The following is a 20,350-nucleotide window of genomic DNA, read 5'->3' on the forward strand; positions in this document are numbered from 1 at the left end:
TCTGCTAGTCTAGAGCCTTGGAAAAATTAGCGAGCAGCAGTGTATTGCCATTCAGCAGGCTTGTGATGAACTGATTGAGCATCCAGAAAACTGGCAGGACGCATTTCCTCTCGATCCTTATCAGGGCGGAGCAGGGACGTCCATCAATATGAATGCCAATGAGGTGATTGCCAGCCGTGCCCTAGAACTGATGGGGCATCAGAAAGGTGAATATCAGATCCTGCACCCGAATGATCATGTCAATACTTCGCAATCGACCAATGATGTCTATCCAACCGCATTGCGTTTAGCGACTTATTCTCGTCTGGATGAATTATTAAATGCCCAGAAAGTATTGATTGAGACCTTATATAGTAAGGCAACTGAATTCCGATACATCATCAAGATGGGTCGTACCCAGCTTCAGGATGCTGTACCAATGACTATGGAACAGGAATTCCGCGCTTTTGCCACTTTATTAAAAGAAGATCTGAAACTGATTGAACAAACCCGCCAGTTATTGCTGGAAGTGAATCTCGGTGCAACCGCGATCGGTACTGGTGTCAATACACCGACTGGTTACGCCAAGCGAGTGGTAGAAGCTTTAGCGAAAATTACTGGTCTGCCTTTCAAAGGTGCGGAGGATTATGTCGAAGCCACCAGTGACTGTGGCGTGTTTATTATTCTGTCCAGCAGCTTGAAACGTCTGGCAGTAAAATTGTCCAAAATCTGTAATGACTTACGCCTACTGAGTTCGGGCCCACGTGGTGGTCTAGCAGAAATCCGGTTACCGGAACTACAGGCTGGTTCATCGATCATGCCAGCCAAAGTTAATCCGGTGATACCGGAAGTGGTCAATCAGATTGCTTTCCGTGTCATTGGTAATGACCTGACCGTGACCTTGGCGGCAGAAGCAGGACAATTACAGTTGAATGTGATGGAGCCAGTGATAGCAGTTTCTCTGAATGAATCGATTCAGTTACTGACCCAAGGGATTCAGACACTGGCGCAAAAATGTATTGCCGGTATTCAACCCAATGAACAGAACTGTCTAAATGCTGTCATGCGCAGTATCGGCATTATTACCTTGCTGGAACCGATCCTAGGGCATACTGTCTGTGATGAAATTGGCAAGCAGTGTATTCGTGAGAATAAAACCGTACCAGAAGTGGTACTCGAATTGGGTTTACTTAGTCCGGAACAGCAGGAAGAAATCTTTGCTATTCAAAATCTGGTGTCTGAAGTACCGAGCGAGGTCAACCAACTGGAGCAGGTGTCCTGAAATTAAAGATATTTATAATGATTTATAGAATGTACTGATTTTAACCATTTGCCTCAAATCCAGCCTGTGGGTTTGGGGCATTTTCATCTAGACTATCTTCTTATCAAGAAGCCTCAGGAATCCGGCATGTTTGACAAGATCAGCGCATTATTCAAATCGAATAAACCTACGCCTGCACAGCAGTTTCTGCAAGAAAATAATATTCAGTATGCTGAAGATACCGGCTATGTGGTGGATGGTATCCAGTTGAATCAGGAACTGGGAGAACGTCTGGAATATTTATCCAATCGCCGCATGAAAACTTTTGATGACCTGAAAGAGCTTTATTCCACTGCCATGATCATCAATGAAAAGATTGATCTTGAAATTGCCCATCAGCGTTTTAATGCACGACTCGGTAATACCGAAGAAAACCTACTGCAGTTTAAAGCCATTGTGAAGAAGTTAAATGATTACTATCGCAATTTCCTGCGAGAGAAAAAGTAGGATTTTGATTCACTAAAATTCACACTGAATTGATAGTGTAAGAACTGCATAAAAATAACGAAATCACCGGATACCATCGTGATAGTATAAGGGGCATGTTGTTTAGACTTTAAAGCTATATACATGTTCCAACAAGAAATTTCCCAACTCAACCTCAAACAACTCAAGGCGGGTGAACGACGCTGGTTAGGTAACCTGCAGGGTTCATCAACGTCACTGTTGCTGAAAGAAATCTCCAAAAATCACAAGCAGTTGTTTGTGATTGTGGCACGCAATAATCAGCATTTGGCACAGCTGGAAAGTGAACTGGAATTTTATGGCTTAAAACCGACCATTTTTCCAGACTGGGAAATTCTGCCTTATGACCGCCTGTCACCGCATCAGGATATTGTGTCTGAACGTCTGGCAATTCTGTCGAATATGCCACAAACCGGTGTATTGCTACTTTCCGCTTCGACACTGGCACAACGCGTTGCACCAAGCTCATGGGTACTTGGGGAACATTTTGATATCCGGGTTGGGCAGAAATTTGATCTGGAACAACAAAAAAACAAGCTGGTTCAAGCCGGCTATCATCTGGTCGATACCGTCTATGATCATGGCGAATTTGCAGTACGCGGCAGCATCATGGACATCTATGCCTCTGGTCAGGAAGCCCCGATCCGGATTGACCTGTTTGATGATGAAATCGAAACCTTAAAATTCTTTGATCCTGAAACCCAACGCACCACACAAACTTTAGAACAATTTACGGTTTTGCCGGCCCAGGAATTCCCACTGAAAGAAGGGCGTGCCACTTTCCGGGATCGTTATGGCGAATTATTCCCAACAGCTAACCCCAAGAAGAACCCACTCTACTTGGATGTAATGGATGGCATTTCTTCACCCGGTATCGAGTTTTATATGCCGCTATTCTTCAGTGCTGAAGCAATGCAAAAAGAAAGTACACTGGCAACGTATTTACCAAAGAATGGCATTGTCATTACAGATCGTGGTATTAAAGAGTCTTTAAACCAGTTTTGGGCGGAAGTCACCCGTCGTTATGAAGACCGCCGGCACAACATGGATCAGCCGATTCTGCCGCCGGAAATGCTGTTCTGTCAGGCCCATCAGGTACTGGAACAGCTAAACCAGTTTGGCCGTATCATTGCGTCTCAGGACGTCTTTGACGAAAAAGCCGGTGTCATCAATCTGGATACCCAGACTCCGCCACGTTTGCCTGTCGATCCAAAACGGGAAAAACCGTTTACCGAAGTCAAAAAATATATTGATGCTGCCAATCATCCCGTACTTTTAGTCGCTGAAAGTGCTGGTCGACGTGAAACCCTGAAAGATGCTTTGCGCGCTAGTCTGGGTGATATTCCAACCGTCGATAATTTTGATGCCTTTGTCGATTCACTGCATGCCATTGCTATTACCAGTGCGCCATTGGAACGTGGTCTGGTGGTCACCAATCGCATCAGCGTGATCTCGGAAAACCAGCTCTATGAACACCGTGTGGTACAGCGCCGTCGCAAACGCCAGCAGGAAGTTTCAGAAGAGTTTTTGATTCGCAGCCTGACCGAGCTGACCATTGGTGCGCCGGTGGTACATATTGACTATGGTGTGGGACGTTATGCGGGTCTGATTACCCTCAGTATTGATGATCAGGATCATGAATTTCTGCAGCTAGATTATGCTGATGATGCCAAGGTTTATGTGCCCGTCACCAATCTGCATCTGATCAGTCGCTATAGTGGCGGTGATCCTGATCTGGCACCGTTACATAAATTGGGTACCGATGCATGGAGCAAAGCGAAGCGCAAGGCATTAGAGCAGATTCATGACGTGGCGGCCGAGCTGTTAGATATACAGGCGCGCCGTTCATCTAAACCAGGCATTAGTTTTGAGGTCGATCAAAGCCTGTATATGCAGTTTGCCAGTGGCTTTGCCTATGAAGAAACCCCAGATCAGGCCAATGCCATTGAAGCAACTTTATATGACATGCAGCAGGCCAAGCCGATGGATCGTTTGGTCTGTGGGGATGTGGGTTTCGGTAAGACGGAAGTGGCGATGCGTGCAGCTTTTGTTGCGGTACAAAATAGTCGCCAAGTAGCGGTTTTAGTACCAACCACGCTATTAGCCCAGCAACATTATGAGTCTTTTAAAGACCGTTTTGCAGATTGGCCGGTACGCATTGAAGTGTTGTCCCGTTTTGGGTCATCTAAAGCACATACCAAAACCATTGAAGATCTGGCAGAAGGCAAGGTCGATATTGTTATCGGTACGCATAAAATTCTGCAGGAAAACGTGCAGTTTAATAATCTGGGTCTGATGATTGTTGATGAAGAGCACCGTTTCGGCGTACGCGACAAGGAGCGCATCAAGGCCTTGCGTGCTGATGTCGATATGCTGACCCTAACGGCAACTCCAATTCCACGTACCCTGAATATGGCCTTTAGCGGGATGCGTGACCTGTCGATTATCGCGACACCTCCAGCACGCCGTCTGGCGGTGAAAACCTTTGTACAGGAACAGACCAATGACACCATTAAAGAGGCGATTCTGCGTGAATTGCTGCGTGGTGGTCAGGTTTATTACTTGCATAATGAAGTCGAAACCATTGAGCGGACTGCAGAAAGCTTGCGTGAGCTGGTGCCGGAAGCACGCGTTGTGGTGGCGCATGGTCAAATGCGTGAACGTGAACTGGAGCAGGTAATGCAGCAGTTCTATCACAAAGAATACAACGTGCTGGTCTGTTCGACCATCATTGAAACCGGGATTGATGTACCAAATGCCAATACCATTTTGATTGAACGTGCGGACAAGCTCGGCCTAGCCCAGCTGCACCAGCTACGTGGCCGTGTCGGTCGTTCACATCATCAGGCTTATGCCTATCTGCTAGTGCCATCGATTAAAGGCTTAAAAGGGGATGCAGAAAAACGTCTGGATGCTATTCAGCGTGCCTCAACTTTGGGTGCAGGTTTTATGCTAGCAACAGAAGATCTGGAAATCCGTGGTGCAGGTGAACTGTTGGGTGAACAGCAAAGTGGTTCTATGCAGGCCATCGGTTATAGTCTGTATATGGAAATGCTGGAAAAAGCCACCAAAGCCATCCAGAAAGGTAAAACGCCGAACTTTGATGCACCATTGTCCCTGACCGCAGAAATTAACCTGCATATGCCAGCGCTGATTCCGGATGACTACCTCGGTGATGTGCATCAGCGTCTGCTGTTCTATAAACGTATCAGTAATACTGATACCCAGGAAAAGCTCGACAATATCCGTATGGAGCTGATTGACCGTTTTGGTATTCCGCCGCAACCGGTGAAACAGCTATTCGCCGTGCATCAGATCCGTTTAAAGGCAGAACAGTTGGGTATTACCAAAATCGATATTGCAGCACAGGGAGGACATATCGAATTTGCTCCGGATACCCCGGTGCAGGCGATGAGCATTATCCAGATGATGCAGAAGCATCCAACCTATTTCCGCATGAATGGCGGACAGCGTTTGAAAGTGATGGTGATGCTGGAAGACTATCAGAAACGTATCCAGTTCCTGAATGATCTGCTGGATCATTTGCTGAAAGAACTGCATTAAACACTCGGATCTAAAGGTTGGGCAGAAAGGGAGTTCTGACCTTACCTATTAACCTGATTGCCCAGTCATTTATTTGTGCCGGGGAGCTATTGATTAATTTAGGGGATGGAGTAAAGTCAGGGATGTGACCGGGTTCAAAACAAATCTTTCAAATTTGTATTGAAACACATTGCTTACAATATTCAGTCAGCACTGGATATGGTAGTATTAGCCATCATTCTAATTTTGCATCATTTATAAAGATATGTTCAGTTTGCATCCTCAACTTGCTCAAGATACGTTTTATGTAGGCGACTTTCCTTTATCGACATGTCGTTTAATGAATGATATGCAATTTCCGTGGCTAATTCTTGTTCCACGTGTTCCAGGCATTACAGAATTATACGAACTTAGTCAGGCTGATCAGGAACAATTTTTACGCGAGTCTAGCTGGTTATCGAGCCAGTTGGCGCGTGTATTCCGTGCAGACAAAATGAATGTGGCTGCACTGGGCAATATGGTTCCACAGCTACATTTCCATCATGTGGTACGTTACCAGAATGATGTGGCATGGCCTAAACCAGTATGGGGCACTCCAGCGGTTCCATATAGCAGCGAAGTTCTTGCTCACATGCGCCAAACCTTAATGTTGGCTCTACGTGGTCAGGGAGATATGCCGTTTGATTGGCGTATGGACTAATCCGATTCATGCTGCATATCAGGCCTGTAACTAATACAGTGCTGCAAGGAGCAACTGAGTGCATATAGACGATTGGGTGAATCAAGAGCCAAAAGAATTTGAGTTTTTCCATCGGTTGATGGGTTATCTCATGCTTTCGCTGGTGATCGTCGTCTTTCACTACACAGCGCCTGATACGCAATATCAAATTTTTATCCCGTTTTTATTTCTTGCGATTATCCTTGCGCTGCCGAAACTGTCTCACTGGCTGATCTATCGTTACGATACCGATGTGAAGCGTAAAGTATTCTTTATGCTGGACATGACCGTGATTGCCATCATCCTGTCAGCCATTCATCTGAGCCTGGTGTTGTCGTTATTGGCATTTGTGGCCTTACTCTATACCGCAATCAGCAACAAAATTTCCTTTCTGACCTTTGCCTTGGCCAGCCTGATTGGCGTGGTGATTTTCTATCTCAGCAATATTTTCATTTTTGGTTTTGGTGATTATTTTCAACCAACCAGCAGTGAACTGACCGTGCTGGGTTTCCTGTGCATGATTACCTATGTGGGAATCGGGAACTACTATCAGGCCCGTCGTGCGCGTTATATGGCAGTGAAAAAAGATCATTATTATGACCAGATGAACCGCTATATGGAGTTTGCCAACCAGCTCAGCCGATATGCGCCGTTACAGTTGTGGCAATCCATCATGAAGGGTGAGTCTGAAGCCAAGATTGAATACAAGCGTAAAAAACTGACTGTGTTCTTCTCAGATATTCAGGGTTTTACCGAGTTATCCGAAACGCTGATTCCAGATGATCTGGCCTTCCTGTTAAATGATTATCTCAGTCATATGACTGAAATTGCTAAGCATTATGAAGGCACGGTCGACAAGTTTATGGGTGATGCGATCCTGATCTTTTTTGGTGATCCGCATAGTCAAGGCGTAGAACAGGATGCTAAAACCTGTCTGGAAATGGCGATTGCCATGCGCCAGCAGATGAAAATTCTGCGTGAGCGCTGGGTGAAAATGGGATATCCGCCACTGCATATTCGTATGGGGATTTCTACCGGTTATTGCCACGTAGGGAACTATGGTGCCAATCACCGCATGGCTTATACCATCGTGGGTCGGGATGCGAATCTGGCAGCCCGTTTGCAAAGTGCAGCACAGGTTGATGAAATCCTAATTTCTGATGACACTTATAATCTGGTCAAGAATGACTACCTCTGCGCACCTAAAGCGCCGATCTTCCTGAAAGGGATTAAAGAGCCGGTACGAACCTGGCAGGTGATGGAAAAATATAAATCCGAGAAAGTCGATTATCAGCGTTGGTTCGATTATGAATATAAAGGCTTTCATCTGTTATTAAATCTGGATGAAGTGCAGAATTATGAATATCCAGAGCTGATTGATATTCTAGAAAAAATGATCAAGCGTATTCAGACTCAGCAGAAATTTACCAATTCTAAAGGTTTCGTCAAACTGAAACTCGAAGATATGGTGGCTGAGCAGATCGCAGAAAATGCAGAAGCTGATCAAACTGCGAATAAACTGATTGAAGCTGATGAAAAAGAAAAAAACACGACTCGGGTGAGTTGATAAGAAAGAATTTACAGACAATAAAAAACCACGCTGTAGCGTGGTTTTTTATGCAACCTGCTTAGTGATTTTCAGAAGCATGGTTGATGGTGTATTTGGGAATTTCAACTTCCAGATCTTCATCCACAATCTTAACCTGACAAGACAGGCGTGAATCAGGTTCCAGGCCCCAAGCACGATCCAGTAAATCTGCTTCTACATCACTCATTTCTTCCAGGCTGTCGAAGCCTTTACGCACGATGACGTGGCAAGTCGTACATGCACATGACATATCACATGCATGTTCAATTTTAATTCCGTTGTTTAACAGGCTTTCACATAAATTGGCATTCTGCTCAACTTCAAACTCAGCACCTTCAGGGCAAATTTGCGCATGTGGAAGAACTTTAATACGTGGCATAGTCTTTACCTTAAATTTAGTTTGAGTTTGACCAGTCGTCGAGTTTGGTGCCTTTGAGCGCAGCATCAATATGCTGGTTCATACGTAGTGCTGCAAATGCATCGCTATGTATTTTAAGCTGTTCGACAGCAGATTCAATGGCTTTAATATCGGTACCTTGCATCTCCTGCTCCAGTTGGGCTTTTGCTGCATTCAGGTCATCCAGTTGCTGTTCGCTTAACAGTTTGGCATCAACTTTCAGCGCCTGATTCAGAGCTTCAAGTTCGCGTTGTGCTTCCACCTTGGTTTCCTGAAGCTGACGCAGGTTTTTGTCTTCTTCTGCGTATTTATAACCTTCAAGCAATAAACGTTCGGTATCTTCACTGGACAGGCCATAAGATGGCTTGATATCGATGTGCGCTTTCACGCCTGATGTGGTTTCCTGAGCAGATACGGTCAGCAGACCATCCGCATCAACCTGGAAAGTCACTTCAATTCGTGCCTGGCCTGCAGTCATTGGCGGAATGCCACGCAGTACGAAGCGGCCTAAGCTACGGCAATGATCGACCAGATCGCGTTCACCTTGGACCACGTGGATCAGCATCGCGGTTTGGCCATCTTGATACGTAGTGAATTCCTGGCGACGTGCTACAGGAATTGCAGTATTGCGTGCAATCAGACGTTCAACCAGCCCACCCATAGTTTCCAGGCCAAGTGAAAGTGGGGTTACATCGAGTAATAACGAACCGTCTTTACTATTACCAATCAATTGATTGGCAGTAATAGCAGCACCAATGGCAACCACTTCATCTGGGTTGATGGTGCACAGTGGTTCCTGATTAAAGACTTCACGCACTGCTTTTTGTACCGCATAAGAACGGGTAGAACCACCCACTAGTACGACATTCTGAATGTCATCCAGTTCCAGCTTGGCGTCACGCATGACACGCTTACAAACGCTGATGGTTTTATCCAAAGCAACTTTAATAATTTCTTCAAAACTTGAACGGTCTAAAGTCAGGCTATGATCCAGAATTTTCAGCTCAACTGATTCTTGATCACTGAGTGCTTCTTTAGCACGACGGGCAGCAGTGATGAAGTGTGCATATTCTTCATCATCTAGATTTTCCAGATCCAGCTGTTTTTTAGCCCACTTCAGAATCAGGCGATCCAAGTCATCACCACCTAGGGCGGTATGACCACCGGTCGCTAAGACTTCGAATACGCCTTGAGAGAAGCGCAGAATTGAAACATCAAACGTACCGCCACCCAAGTCATAGATCACATAGTTACGATCGGTGCTCAGGTTGGTTTCCTGATCCAGCCCATAAGCCACTGCAGCCGCGGTAGGTTCATTCAGTAAACGCAGGACATTTAAACCAGCCAGTTGAGCAGCATCACGGGTTGCCTGACGCTGTGCTTCATCAAAATATGCAGGAACAGTAATTACTGCACCATTAATTTCATTTTTTAGACTTGCTTCAGCGCGGTCTTTCAGCTTTTTTAAGATTTCTGCTGAAATTTCAACCGGGGTTTTACGACCTTGAACGGTTTCAAAAGCAGGCATCTCATTCGCTTCACCTACCAGTGTGTAAGGATGCTGGAATTTGATATCCGCCTGTGAACGGCCCATAAAACGTTTCACAGAAACGATGGTATTTTTCGGGTCGGTGGTAATAAATGGTGCAGCCTCATAGCCGTACTGTGTGTTTTGCTCTGCATAATGAACGATGGAAGGGAGTAACACACGTCCTTGTTCATCATTGAGTACTTTGGCTTTACCTGATAGAACCGTGGCTACCAAAGAGTGGGTGGTGCCTAAATCGATACCAATCGCAATGCGGTGTTCATGCGGTGCACTTGATTGACCTGGTTCTGCAATCTGCAAGAGAGCCATAGTGTTACATCCTTTGCACGTTAAATATTAAAGAGAAAAATTAAAAATCGTCGTCAAGATCAAAGCTGTCATCATTGAGGAAGCGATCTTCCGCCTTGTCGATATCGGCCATGACTTTTACAAAGAAACGCAGTTTGCGCACGGTATCGCGAGCTTCACCCCAATCTTCATCGTCATAATCAATCTTGAACTCACGTACCAGACCATCAATCCACTGTTGAACTTCCACTTTAAGTGAAGACAGATCTTCTGCCGAACGGGCTTCATCCAACTGTTCGCGGATTTCCAGGGCATCTTGCAGGAACTCAAAATCACTGATGGATTGATCCAGATGATAATCCTGTTTTTTCAGTGACAGGAGATAAGCTGCACGGCTATCCACTGAAGAAAGCACTTTGAATGCCTGGTTGATTTCACTTGATTTGATCAGGGCCTGGTCTTTGTCTTCAGCTTTATCCGGGTGATATTGTTGTTGTAGCTTCAAAAATTCTGATTTTAAAGCAGCAGTATCAATATCCAGTGAGACGGGAAGATTGAACAACTCAAAATGATTCATGGGAGATAGGGTCCACGATTAATAGGTAAAATAACTGCGCTAAGCTAAAAAACGACGGCCTAAATGCAATTAAAACAGTGTAGGTGACACTGTTTTAATGCTGCAAGAGAACGGAGAAGTGAACGCTTAAACTTTAAACAGTAAAGGATTCACCACAACCACATTCACCTTTTTTATTTGGATTGTTAAATTCGAAGCCTTCGTTCAGACCGTTCTTGACATAGTCCATCTCTAAACCTTCGAGATAAACCAGGCTTTTCGGGTCAACGAAAACCTTAACACCAAACTGTTCAAATACTTGGTCGTGTGCATCGACTTCATCAACGAATTCGAGTACATAAGCCAAGCCAGAACAGCCTGAAGTTTTCACACCAACGCGAATGCCTTCACCCTTACCGCGATTTTTCAGGTAATTGCTGATATGAGTTGCAGCATTTTCAGTTAAATGGATCATGAAAACTCCGTTAATCTTTCTTCAGAAAATACGTCAGCGATTAAGCTTTAGCTTTTTTGCTACGGTAGTCTTCTACAGCAGCCTTAATTGCATCTTCAGCAAGTACAGAGCAGTGTACTTTTACTGGTGGAAGTGCCAGCTCGTTTGCAATGTCAATATTTTTGATCGCTTGCGCTTCGTCCAGAGTTTTACCCTTTAACCATTCAGTGACTAGGGAGCTAGACGCAATTGCAGAACCACAGCCATAAGTTTTGAAGCGTGCTTCTTCGATTACACCTTCATCATTCACTTGAATTTGCAGACGCATCACGTCGCCACATGCAGGTGCACCCACCATGCCTGTACCTACGTTTTCTGCATTTTTGTCTAAAACACCAACGTTACGTGGGTTTTCATAATGGTCAATTACTTTGTCGCTATAAGCCATGTTGCTTCTCCAAACCTCGGGGTCAGCCTAATATTAAATATGGGGATTAAAAATCTTTTATCAATGAGATAACAACATAAATGCTGTTATCCCAGTGCCAAAATTAATGCTCAGCCCATTCAACTGTAGAAAGGTCGATACCTTCCTTGTACATATCCCAAAGCGGAGAAAGTTCACGTAACTTCTCAACAGCAGCTTTAGTGATCTCTAGTACATGATCAATGTCTTCTTCAGTGGTGTATTTACCAAAGCTGAAGCGGATTGAGCTGTGTGCAAGTTCGTCTGACAGGCCTAGTGCACGTAATACGTAAGATGGTTCAAGAGTCGCAGAGGTACAAGCTGAGCCTGAAGATACTGCGCAATCTTTAAGTGCCATCATTAGCGATTCACCTTCAACAAAGTTGAAGCTAACGTTCAGGTAGTTGGCTACGTTTTGAGTCGGGTGACCATTCAGGAATACCTGCTCAAGTGAGCTTAAGCCATTCCAAAGTTTGTCACGCAGTACGCGAAGACGTTTTTGTTCAGCTTCCAGGTTTTTACCCGCAAGTTCAAACGCTTCACCCATACCCACGATCTGGTGAGTCGCCAATGTACCAGAACGCATACCACGTTCGTGACCGCCACCATGCATTTGTGCTTTTAGACGTACACGTGGTGAACGACGTACGAACAGGGCGCCAATACCTTTAGGACCATAAATTTTATGAGCAGAGAAACTCATCAGGTCGACTTTCATGGTAGAAAGGTCGATTTCAATTTTACCGGCAGCCTGTGCAGCATCCACGTGGAAGAAAATCTTTTTCGCACGAGTGATCTCACCGATTGCAGCCACATCAGTCACGGTACCAATTTCATTGTTCACCATCATCAGGGAAACAAGAATCGTATCTGGGCGGATTGCAGCTTCAACCATCTCTGGAGTAATCAGACCAGTTTTTGGTTGTGGTTCCAGATAAGTGATTTCAAAGCCTTCAGACTCTAATTCACGGCAAGTATCCAAAATTGCTTTGTGTTCAATTTTAGAAGTGATGATGTGCTTGCCTTTAGATGCATAGAACTGAGCTACACCTTTTAGGGCAAGGTTGTCAGATTCAGTCGCACCAGAAGTCCATACGATTTCACGTGGGTCAGCTTTTACTAAGTTAGCGACTTGCTCACGTGCGTATTCAACTTTTTCTTCCGCTTGCCAGCCGTAAGCATGTGAACGTGATGCTGCGTTACCGAAGGTGCCTTCGTACGTTAAGCATTCCATCATGCGTTCTGCAACTTGAGGGTCTACAGGAGTGGTTGCTGCATAGTCAAGATAAATCGGACGTTTCATGTCAAATACCTGTAACCGATAAAAGGGCTGAATCAAAAGATGCTGAATTTTGGCGCAGTGACACGGTTTGTACGTTGTCACGGGCTACCAGGTCAGCAAGCGTGATTTTTGCAAGATAATCGGCAATGTGGTGGGAGAGTTCCTGCCATAAATCGTGAGTCAAGCACATCGCGCCATTTTGGCAATTGCCTTTATGGTCGCAGCGAGTGGCATCAACTGTTTCGTTTACAGCTTCAATGATTTCTAACACAGTGATGTCTTGAGCATTGCGGGCTAAATGGTAACCACCATTGGCACCACGGACACTCGAAACTAAGCCATGACGTTTTAGTTTGGCAAATAACTGCTCAAGATAAGCAACGGAAATCGTTTGGCGTGCTGCAATTTCAGCAAGCGTGATCGTTTGTTCAGTTGGCTGCAAAGCTAGATCAAGAAGAGCAGTCACTGCGTAGCGACCGCGAGTGGTTAAGCGCATGATTCGATACACATGGTTAGACTAGATGAGTCGATTTTAAGAATCCTGACTAAAATAGTCAAGTTTTTTTATTATGCAAATTTGAAGGCTAATGATGCAGAAAATAAGGATTTAATGACTGAACCAATTATACACTAATAACGTAACTAAAAGTATAGTGATTAGACCAAAGATGGTATTGATTATTTTCTGGCGACGCTGCATGCGACGGATCCGGTTTTTGTACTGTTTGACTTCGACTTGCAGACTGTTAATGCGGGAGCGTTGCTGATCGATTTTATCCAGCAGCGGGGCAATACGACTTCGTGAAGCGACTACATCCTTTTCATCAGCCGGTTCATACAGCCATTGTTTCCAGTCTGCCAGAAGTTTTGGTAGGGCAAATAAGGTCAGCAGGTCACGGAATTCATCTTTAAGCACCTTGTCGCCATCAATACGCATGGCTTTGATGCTGCGACGGTTACCGAATACAAAGATTTTAATTAGGTCAGCCAGGGTGGTACGCACATCCAGATCAATGATCTTGTTCGGTGGCATGTAATCGAACAGCAGACCTTTGTCGGTAAAGCGCACATAAAAATCGAAATAAGGAATATAGCTATTGATTTTTATCGCAATATTTTCGTCAATGAATTTTTTAGCTTGTAAGGCAACGACGCGATCATGTTTTAGAATGAAAGTGAAGAAGGTTTCCAAAACAATTAAAGTCATTGTCAGCAAAAAATGCGGCTGCTTTTGACTTTGTTCCGATTCGCTCATAGATCCTGACCAGTCCTTTCCTAAAAAATGAAATATAAAGCTTCCTGCCTGGGTAATATTTCAGGGATTAAACTTAATTTGTTAAATAAGTTGCTTTGTAGAACAGTTTAGCAAAACTGGCAAGTGCTAAGTTTGCTAAAATGCTATCATTTTGTAGATTTATATATAGAATCTGCATGGAAAATAATCAGGAGACGGCAAAATGGACAAACCTGAAGTCGAACAAGAAGCAGTAGCGGAAGCTGAAAAAAAAACATCGAAAGGCAGGTCTAAATCAGGCGCTGAGCGTAAATCGGTTCTGGATTTTCGGAAATACACCAAGCAGATCTGGTTGGCAGGGCTGGGCGCATTTTCCCGTGCTGAGGAAGAAGGCAACAAATTATTCGACTCGCTAGTCAAGGTTGGTGAGGAGCTAGAATCCAAAACCACAGACATTGCGGATCAAACTGTAGAGAAGGTCTCAGAAAAGGCCAAAGAATCGGTCACAGATACCAAAGATAAGGTGGAAAAGCTGATTGATCACTCTGTTCATCATTCCTTGAATCGTATAGGATTGGCGACTGCGAAGGATGTGCAACAACTGGAAAAGCTGCTCCTTCAGCTGCATGAAAAAGTGGATCAGCTATTGGCTGATCAAGAGCAGTTAAAAGAAGAAATGTCGAAAAAAACACAAAGAAAGTGACTTTATTCATTATTCAAGGTTTTTTTCGCCTATTTTTTAAAAAAAAACAGGTCGAAGAGTATTGCGTTTAGGGCTAAAGCATTGTTATAAAGTCGTTAAGGCAACTTACACAAATTCTTGGACCTTAAATAAACGATATTAAGAGGACGTAATTTTCATGAATAAATCAGAATTAATTGATGCAATTGCAGAAAAAGGGGGATTATCTAAGGCTGACGCTGGTAAAGCTTTAGATGCTACAATTGCTTCTGTTACTGAGGCACTTAAAGCGGGTGATACAGTTACTTTGGTTGGTTTCGGTACTTTCGGTGTGAAAGAACGTGCTGCACGTACTGGCCGTAACCCACAAACTGGTGCGACACTTGAAATCAAAGCAAGCAAAGTACCAAGTTTCAAAGCTGGTAAAGGCTTAAAAGACGCTGTTGCTTAATCGAATGCAGCGACCAAACGCGCCTTATTAGGCGCGTTTTTTATTGCTTGTCGAAATATTCAGGATTAACACATTCATTCAACGGGTTTTTTCGGTTAAAATCCCACGCAAATAAAATATTGGAATACTTATGGAATCTTTTCGTAAAGTTATTAAGGGTTGGTTGGGCAAGGTTTTGCTCGTTCTGTTTTTAACCCCTTTAGCACTTGTAGGTATTGAAGGATATTTTAGTAGCGGGAACAAGGATACGGCCAAGACGGTTAATGGTACGGATATATCGAAAAAAGAACTTGAATCTCTGACAAAAACATTCAAACAACAATATCTGGCCTATGCCAATGGCGATGAAACCTTATTAAACCAGACATTCATTGAACAAAAAGCGCTGGATACGCTGGTTGCGCGTACCTTACTGTTACAGCAAGCCGAAAAGCTGGGTATTAGCCTGAGTGATCAGCAGATTGAACAGATGATTGCCCAGCAGCCAAGCTTTCAGGAAAATGGTCAGTTCTCCAATGCGCTGTACGAGAATTATCTGAAATCTGTCGGTATGAACAGCCGTCAGCTGATTGCCAGCCTGCGTAATGATCATGCGCTGAAAATGCTGTCTTCGACTTTTATGGATTATCCATTGGTCAGCAAGCTGGACATTGAACAGATTGCCAATCTTCAGACTGAACAGCGTCACGTACATATTGCCAGCGTTAATCTGGACAACTACAAGAAAAATGTCAAAGTCAGCGATGCTGAAGTTGCAGCGTATTATGAAAAACACAAAACCGTATTCAAACAGCCAACCAGCGTGGATGTGGACTATGTGGTATTAAGCCCTGCCAATCTCCAAACTGGTACAGTTGCAGCAACTGAAGCTGAACTGCAAGAAGCGTATAAGAAATTTGTAGATTCACAAAAATCTGCGGTGAAACCAGATGTAAAACACATCCTGATTACGGCTGATAGTCGCTCTGAAGCAGAAGCACAAAAACTGGCTGCAGACGTCGCTGCGAAAATCAAAGCAGGTACCAGCTTCGCTCAGGCAGCAGCGCAATATTCTGAAGATCCGGAATCTAAGGCGAAAGGCGGTGCGATTGCTGTTTATGAAACTGGCGTATTTGGTGATGCCTTCGATAAAGCAGTTGCTTCACTGAAACCGGGTGTAGTTTCTGCACCAGTAAAAACCGATTATGGTTATCACATCATTGCAGTTGAAACCCCAAATGTGGATGTTTCATCATTTGAATCACAAAAAGCACGTCTGACTGAAGAAGTGCTGGCAACGAAAAAAGCAAATGCTTTCTCGGATACCGTAAACGGCCTGAATGATATGGTGGTGAGTGCAGACTCACTGGATGTGGTAGCCCAAGAAGTAAAAGGTGTACAGGTGAAGTCAGCCAAAGGTGTGACTTTATCGACTCGCGATCCATTGTTGAGCGATGCGAATGTGAAAGTCAAACTGTTTAATGATGACGTGAAAAATGGTGATCGTAACGTTTCTTCAAGCATTCAACTTGCCAATGGCGATGTGGTTTGGGTAAAAGTGCGTAACTACTATGCAGCGGGTGAGCAGCCACTTGCTGTAGCAAAACCACGCGTCAAAGCTAAACTGATTGAAGAAAAAGCACTGGCAGTAGCTAAAGCTCAAATTCAGAAAACTTTAGAAGAGTTCAAATCTAAACCTGCAGCATCTGTAGCAAAAGGTAATCTATCATTTGAAGATGCGGGTATTTATACCCGTGCCGAAGGTTTGCTGAAACGTGATGTACAGCGTGCGGCATTTAGCCTGAAAGCACCTAAAGCTGGCTTCTGGTCAGTAACTACAGCGAGCTTGCCAAATGAACTGGTAGTCGTTGCAGTATCTGAAGTGAAGAAAAATCCGATTACGGTGTTGAGCGAAGAACAACGTCAAGAGCTGGTGAAACTGTATTCGCAGCTACGTGGTCAGCAAGAGTTTGATGACTACACTCGTTATCTGAAAGCACATGCAAAAATCAAATAAATGATTTTAGTCAAAAAACCAGCCTGAGGGCTGGTTTTTTTATTGCTAGAATTCGCTCAAAATTAAAGAAAACAATCTATTGGGTAAATAAGAATCAGATTAAAACCAGTTTAAAATGAGATGTGAAAAATAATAAAACCCAAGAATATCAAGGAAAAGACAGTATGCGTCATATATGGATGGATCGCCTGACGCGGCGATTTTACAAAAATATTATGCCTAGTTTATTAATATTATTGGTCTCACTATCATCACATGCTGCTGAGTTGAATTTCCGTCATATTCTGCAACAGGAACGTAGCTGGGATGGACTCAGCAGTAAAAAACTCAAAGTCAATGAAATTGAATGGTGCTACAGTGAAGGTGGTGATCCAACCAAGCTGACTTTGTTGCTGCTGCATGGCCTTTCCGGTACCCGGGACAACTGGAACCGGGTCGCGCGTTATCTGGCGGCATATTATCATGTGATTATCCCGGATCTACCTGCGCATGGGGAAACCCTTGTTCCTGGTGATTTTGACTTGTCCATTCCGAATCTGGCAGAAAAATTACGCCGCTTTATTGATGCTGCACAACCGAATCCGAATCTGCATATTGCCGGGCATTCCATGGGCGGAGCAATTGCTTTGCTTTACAGTGCGCAATATCACTCTGGAAGTGAAATCTTTGCTATTGGTGGATAGTGCAGGTGTATATCAGTCTGCTAATACACCTTATCTAAAAGACACCACGCAGTTGAAGGATCTGGTAGTGAGAAAAACAGGTGATTTTGACAAGCTGATGAATCTGGTGATGCAGTCGCCGCCATTCATTCCGGTTGAATTACGTGTTGCACAGGAAAAGCTGATGATTCAGCAATCAGCCAATACCTATAAAATGGTTGAGCAATTGGTAACTATGTCCAAACTGTATACGCCGGACTCTTTTGCATTGATCGCGCGTGGACTGGAGCAACCGGTATTTATTGTCTGGGGTAAGCAGGACAAGATTATTAATGTGGAAGCTGCTTATGAGTTAAAAAATCTGCTGAAAAATGCTGAGCCACCGCTGATTTTAGAAGGGATTGGACATATGCCGATTCTGGAAGCCGAGCAGTTAATGGTGCAACCTTATCTTAAATTTTTGCAGAAAATTAAATGAGAGAGCAAGAAAAAAGTGGGAGATTTTCCCGCTTTTTTGTCAGCCTATTTTACTCAGCCCGAACCTTAATTTCATAGCCAGTATATTTACGGATATTAATCACACCGGTATCCAGGATTAAATACTGGCCTTTAATGCCTTGCAGCTTGCCACGAATAATTGGGGTTTTATCCAGGTTATGCGACTTGATCTTTTCAGGATAGCTTTCTACCGGATAGATAAATTCACGCGGACGTTCCTGTTCAAGGATTTCCACATTTTCATTGAAGTCTAGACTCATGCTGAACTCATCACGGATGGTGGTGATTTGCGGAGCAAATTCATCCAGTAACTGGTCACGAATATCGATCAGATTAATTGGTTCGGCTTCGCCTTTGAGGAGTTTACGCCAATCAGTTTTATCTGCGACCTGAGTGCCAAACATAACTTCTAGTTGGCCGGAAAGGCGTCGTGAACCCACTTTCATAATCGGCAAAGCCTGAGTCGCCCCTTGGTCTAACCAGCGGGTCGGCATATGACCTTCACGGGTAATTCCGACTTTGAGGGCACTGGAATTCGCCAGATAGACGATATGAGGCTGAAAGCAGACTTCATGGGCAAAACTGTCTTCACGGCAGGTGCCCAAGTGATAATGACAGGTTTCCGGCTTCATGATACACATGTCGCAAGAGGCCTTGGTCTTGAAGCATTTAAAGCAATGGCCCTGCGAGAAAGACTTGGAAGTCTTTGCACCGCAAGAGACACAGTAGATATTGCCGGTCCATTCAATCTCGATTTCCTGGCCAAGATTAAATGGAAGGTCAATTTCTGAACGATCTAGGATAAATTTATATTCAACATTTGCCCGGTGTATATCTTGTTCAGTTACACTAAGGTTCTTGAGACCGGCGTGCATTTTATGGCAAATGCCCTGAAGTTCCATGAAAAATTACTCACTTAAATCATAAGGATGCAGTTATGGCTGAACAGAATGTTATCTCGTCGATGTTAGATGATTTCGCACAGGAACAGCCAATCCAAACTGCGATTTGTATTGGTCAGGATCTGACCCAGGTCAAGTTTAATCAGTCGATTCAATGGCATTATTTTAACGTATCTGATTTCCTAAGTCTGCCTTTTCAGCAACGTTATGACCTGGCCGTGGTGATGCTGGATACAGCAGAAACCAGTGAACTTTCAGACCAAATCATTGGGCAAACGCTTGTGAAACTGCGTGATCTGTTTGCCCGTCGTCTGGTGGTGGTGAGCCGTTTGCAGGATGAGAAGTTGCTGCGTTCTTTAGGCCTAACACAACTGATTGATAAAACGACGCATGATAGCGACTTTGCCTTGTGGCAATTTAATATCTTAACCTATAAGCATGTGCCAGACTGGTTTAACTCCAAGTTCTGGGCCAATCCGGAAAACTGGGACAAATACCGCTGGTAATGATCTACTCATAGAAAGTTGCTTAAGATTGCTTGCACTTCTTAACAATTTCCAACAGGTGCGCTGCCAAAGTACCACGTATGCTGTAAGAAAGTTTTACAGGAAATACAGGTATGACCAACCTTAGCAATATTGTGGAAATCCTGGCCAAGCAGGCCTTGGGTGGTGGGCAGCAACAACAAAATCCAAACCAGAATCAATCCCAACAGTCTCAAGGTGGTCTAGGAGGCATTTTAGGTGCTGTGCTTGGACAATTGAATGGTGGGAATACAGGACAGAGATCTAACCCGCAAGGTGACTTGGGAGGGATTCTCGGTTCGGTGCTGAGTCAGTTGGGCGGTGCTCAATCACAGCAACCGCATCAACAACAACCTAATCAGCAACCACGATCGTCTGGCTTAGGTTCAGGAGGAACCAAAACCTTATTGATTGCCGTATTGCCGTTGGTATTGGCCTGGATTCAGAAACAGGGTGGACTGCAAGGAGCTTTGGATAAACTCAAAGGCCAAGGTCTAACCAATCAGGTCGATGACTGGGTATCGACTGGGCCCGGTGATAATGCGCCAATCGATAATCAGCAGCTGCAATTTCTGTTTGATGATCAGGAAGTGGAACAGGTCGCTGAACAGGTACATGCGCCGAAGCAGGATGTCTATAGCACCATTTCCAAAGTCTTGCCTGAGATCATCGATTCCCTAACGCCACAAGGTGAACAGACCAGCAAGCAGGAAGCGAATAATGATATTCAGAATGTACTGAATATGGTGTCTGGTTTTCTGAAACGTTAATGGATATAGGTATAAAAAAGTCCGG

Annotated in this window: 18 protein-coding genes and 2 pseudogenes; 11 read left to right on the forward strand and 9 right to left on the reverse strand. The window is 44.2% G+C overall.

Annotated features, from left to right (window positions below; all coding sequences use genetic code 11):
- Positions 1-22 precede the first annotated feature (22 nt).
- The 5 genes and pseudogenes from GW12_RS14260 to GW12_RS14280 form a co-directional block, all read left to right on the forward strand.
- Positions 23-1,261: pseudogene (locus GW12_RS14260) on the forward strand (aspartate ammonia-lyase); the annotation flags it as partial.
- A 126-nt stretch (positions 1,262-1,387) separates the two neighbouring features.
- Entirely contained in the window at positions 1,388-1,747 is a 360-nt protein-coding gene (locus GW12_RS14265) for a hypothetical protein (RefSeq protein WP_034588827.1), read from the forward strand.
- A 123-nt stretch (positions 1,748-1,870) separates the two neighbouring features.
- Positions 1,871-5,329, forward strand: coding sequence for a transcription-repair coupling factor (gene mfd, locus GW12_RS14270; RefSeq protein WP_034588830.1), 3,459 nt, complete (start codon positions 1,871-1,873; stop codon positions 5,327-5,329).
- A 244-nt stretch (positions 5,330-5,573) separates the two neighbouring features.
- Positions 5,574-6,008 (forward strand): HIT domain-containing protein, encoded by a 435-nt coding sequence (locus GW12_RS14275; RefSeq protein WP_034588833.1) that lies wholly within the window; start codon positions 5,574-5,576, stop codon positions 6,006-6,008.
- A 58-nt stretch (positions 6,009-6,066) separates the two neighbouring features.
- Positions 6,067-7,593 (forward strand): adenylate/guanylate cyclase domain-containing protein, encoded by a 1,527-nt coding sequence (locus GW12_RS14280; RefSeq protein WP_034588836.1) that lies wholly within the window; start codon positions 6,067-6,069, stop codon positions 7,591-7,593.
- 61 nt (positions 7,594-7,654) lie between these two features.
- Here GW12_RS14280 and fdx read toward each other — a convergent pair whose 3' ends face one another.
- The 8 genes from fdx to GW12_RS14320 all read right to left on the reverse strand — a co-directional run bounded on the left by fdx (position 7,655) and on the right by GW12_RS14320 (position 13,861).
- Positions 7,655-7,993 (reverse strand): ISC system 2Fe-2S type ferredoxin, encoded by a 339-nt coding sequence (fdx, locus tag GW12_RS14285; RefSeq protein ID WP_034588838.1) that lies wholly within the window; start codon positions 7,991-7,993, stop codon positions 7,655-7,657.
- Between the two features lie 16 nt (positions 7,994-8,009).
- The gene (gene hscA / locus GW12_RS14290) at positions 8,010-9,869 is read right to left on the reverse strand and encodes a Fe-S protein assembly chaperone HscA (RefSeq protein WP_034588839.1); all 1,860 of its coding nucleotides are present in this window, start codon (positions 9,867-9,869) and stop codon (positions 8,010-8,012) included.
- 40 nt (positions 9,870-9,909) lie between these two features.
- Positions 9,910-10,425: a Fe-S protein assembly co-chaperone HscB gene (gene hscB / locus GW12_RS14295; protein WP_034588841.1), complete on the reverse strand. Its 516-nt coding sequence runs from the start codon at positions 10,423-10,425 to the stop codon at positions 9,910-9,912.
- 133 nt (positions 10,426-10,558) lie between these two features.
- Positions 10,559-10,879: an iron-sulfur cluster assembly protein IscA gene (gene iscA / locus GW12_RS14300; RefSeq protein WP_034588843.1), complete on the reverse strand. Its 321-nt coding sequence runs from the start codon at positions 10,877-10,879 to the stop codon at positions 10,559-10,561.
- A 40-nt stretch (positions 10,880-10,919) separates the two neighbouring features.
- On the reverse strand, positions 10,920-11,306 hold the full coding sequence (iscU, locus tag GW12_RS14305) for a Fe-S cluster assembly scaffold IscU (RefSeq protein WP_034588846.1): 387 nt from the start codon (positions 11,304-11,306) through the stop codon (positions 10,920-10,922).
- Between the two features lie 103 nt (positions 11,307-11,409).
- The gene (locus GW12_RS14310) at positions 11,410-12,627 is read right to left on the reverse strand and encodes an IscS subfamily cysteine desulfurase (protein WP_034588847.1); all 1,218 of its coding nucleotides are present in this window, start codon (positions 12,625-12,627) and stop codon (positions 11,410-11,412) included.
- A 1-nt stretch (position 12,628) separates the two neighbouring features.
- Positions 12,629-13,102, reverse strand: a complete 474-nt coding sequence (locus tag GW12_RS14315) for an Rrf2 family transcriptional regulator (RefSeq protein ID WP_034588848.1) — start codon at positions 13,100-13,102, stop codon at positions 12,629-12,631.
- Between the two features lie 111 nt (positions 13,103-13,213).
- Complete coding sequence (locus tag GW12_RS14320; RefSeq protein ID WP_034588851.1) at positions 13,214-13,861, reverse strand: hypothetical protein; 648 nt, start codon at positions 13,859-13,861, stop codon at positions 13,214-13,216.
- A gap of 202 nt (positions 13,862-14,063) precedes the next feature.
- On the opposite strand from GW12_RS14320, the gene GW12_RS14325 reads away from it, so the two are divergent.
- The 4 genes and pseudogenes from GW12_RS14325 (at position 14,064) to GW12_RS14340 (ending at position 18,109) form a co-directional block, all read left to right on the forward strand.
- A complete protein-coding gene (locus GW12_RS14325; RefSeq protein WP_034588854.1) occupies positions 14,064-14,543 on the forward strand; it encodes a phasin family protein in 480 nt (159 codons plus the stop codon).
- Positions 14,544-14,700: 157 nt separating this feature from the next.
- Entirely contained in the window at positions 14,701-14,973 is a 273-nt protein-coding gene (locus GW12_RS14330; protein WP_004786051.1) for an HU family DNA-binding protein, read from the forward strand.
- Positions 14,974-15,103: 130 nt separating this feature from the next.
- Positions 15,104-16,969 carry a SurA N-terminal domain-containing protein gene (locus GW12_RS14335; protein WP_034588856.1) on the forward strand — a complete coding sequence of 622 codons (1,866 nt, stop codon included), beginning with the start codon at positions 15,104-15,106 and terminating at the stop codon, positions 16,967-16,969.
- A gap of 215 nt (positions 16,970-17,184) precedes the next feature.
- Positions 17,185-18,109: pseudogene (locus tag GW12_RS14340) on the forward strand (alpha/beta fold hydrolase).
- Positions 18,110-18,158: 49 nt separating this feature from the next.
- Here GW12_RS14340 and GW12_RS14345 read toward each other — a convergent pair.
- On the reverse strand, positions 18,159-19,031 hold the full coding sequence (locus GW12_RS14345) for a DUF2797 domain-containing protein (protein ID WP_034588857.1): 873 nt from the start codon (positions 19,029-19,031) through the stop codon (positions 18,159-18,161).
- A gap of 35 nt (positions 19,032-19,066) precedes the next feature.
- Here GW12_RS14345 and GW12_RS14350 point away from each other — a divergent pair, with 35 nt between their 5' ends.
- Both GW12_RS14350 and GW12_RS14355 read left to right on the forward strand, forming a co-directional pair.
- The gene (locus GW12_RS14350) at positions 19,067-19,537 is read left to right on the forward strand and encodes a DUF6231 family protein (RefSeq protein ID WP_034588858.1); all 471 of its coding nucleotides are present in this window, start codon (positions 19,067-19,069) and stop codon (positions 19,535-19,537) included.
- A gap of 113 nt (positions 19,538-19,650) precedes the next feature.
- Positions 19,651-20,325, forward strand: a complete 675-nt coding sequence (locus GW12_RS14355; RefSeq protein WP_034588859.1) for a YidB family protein — start codon at positions 19,651-19,653, stop codon at positions 20,323-20,325.
- Positions 20,326-20,350 lie beyond the last annotated feature (25 nt).

It is taken from the genome of Acinetobacter sp. HR7 (genome assembly GCF_000773685.1).
GTDB lineage: Bacteria > Pseudomonadota > Gammaproteobacteria > Pseudomonadales > Moraxellaceae > Acinetobacter > Acinetobacter thermotolerans.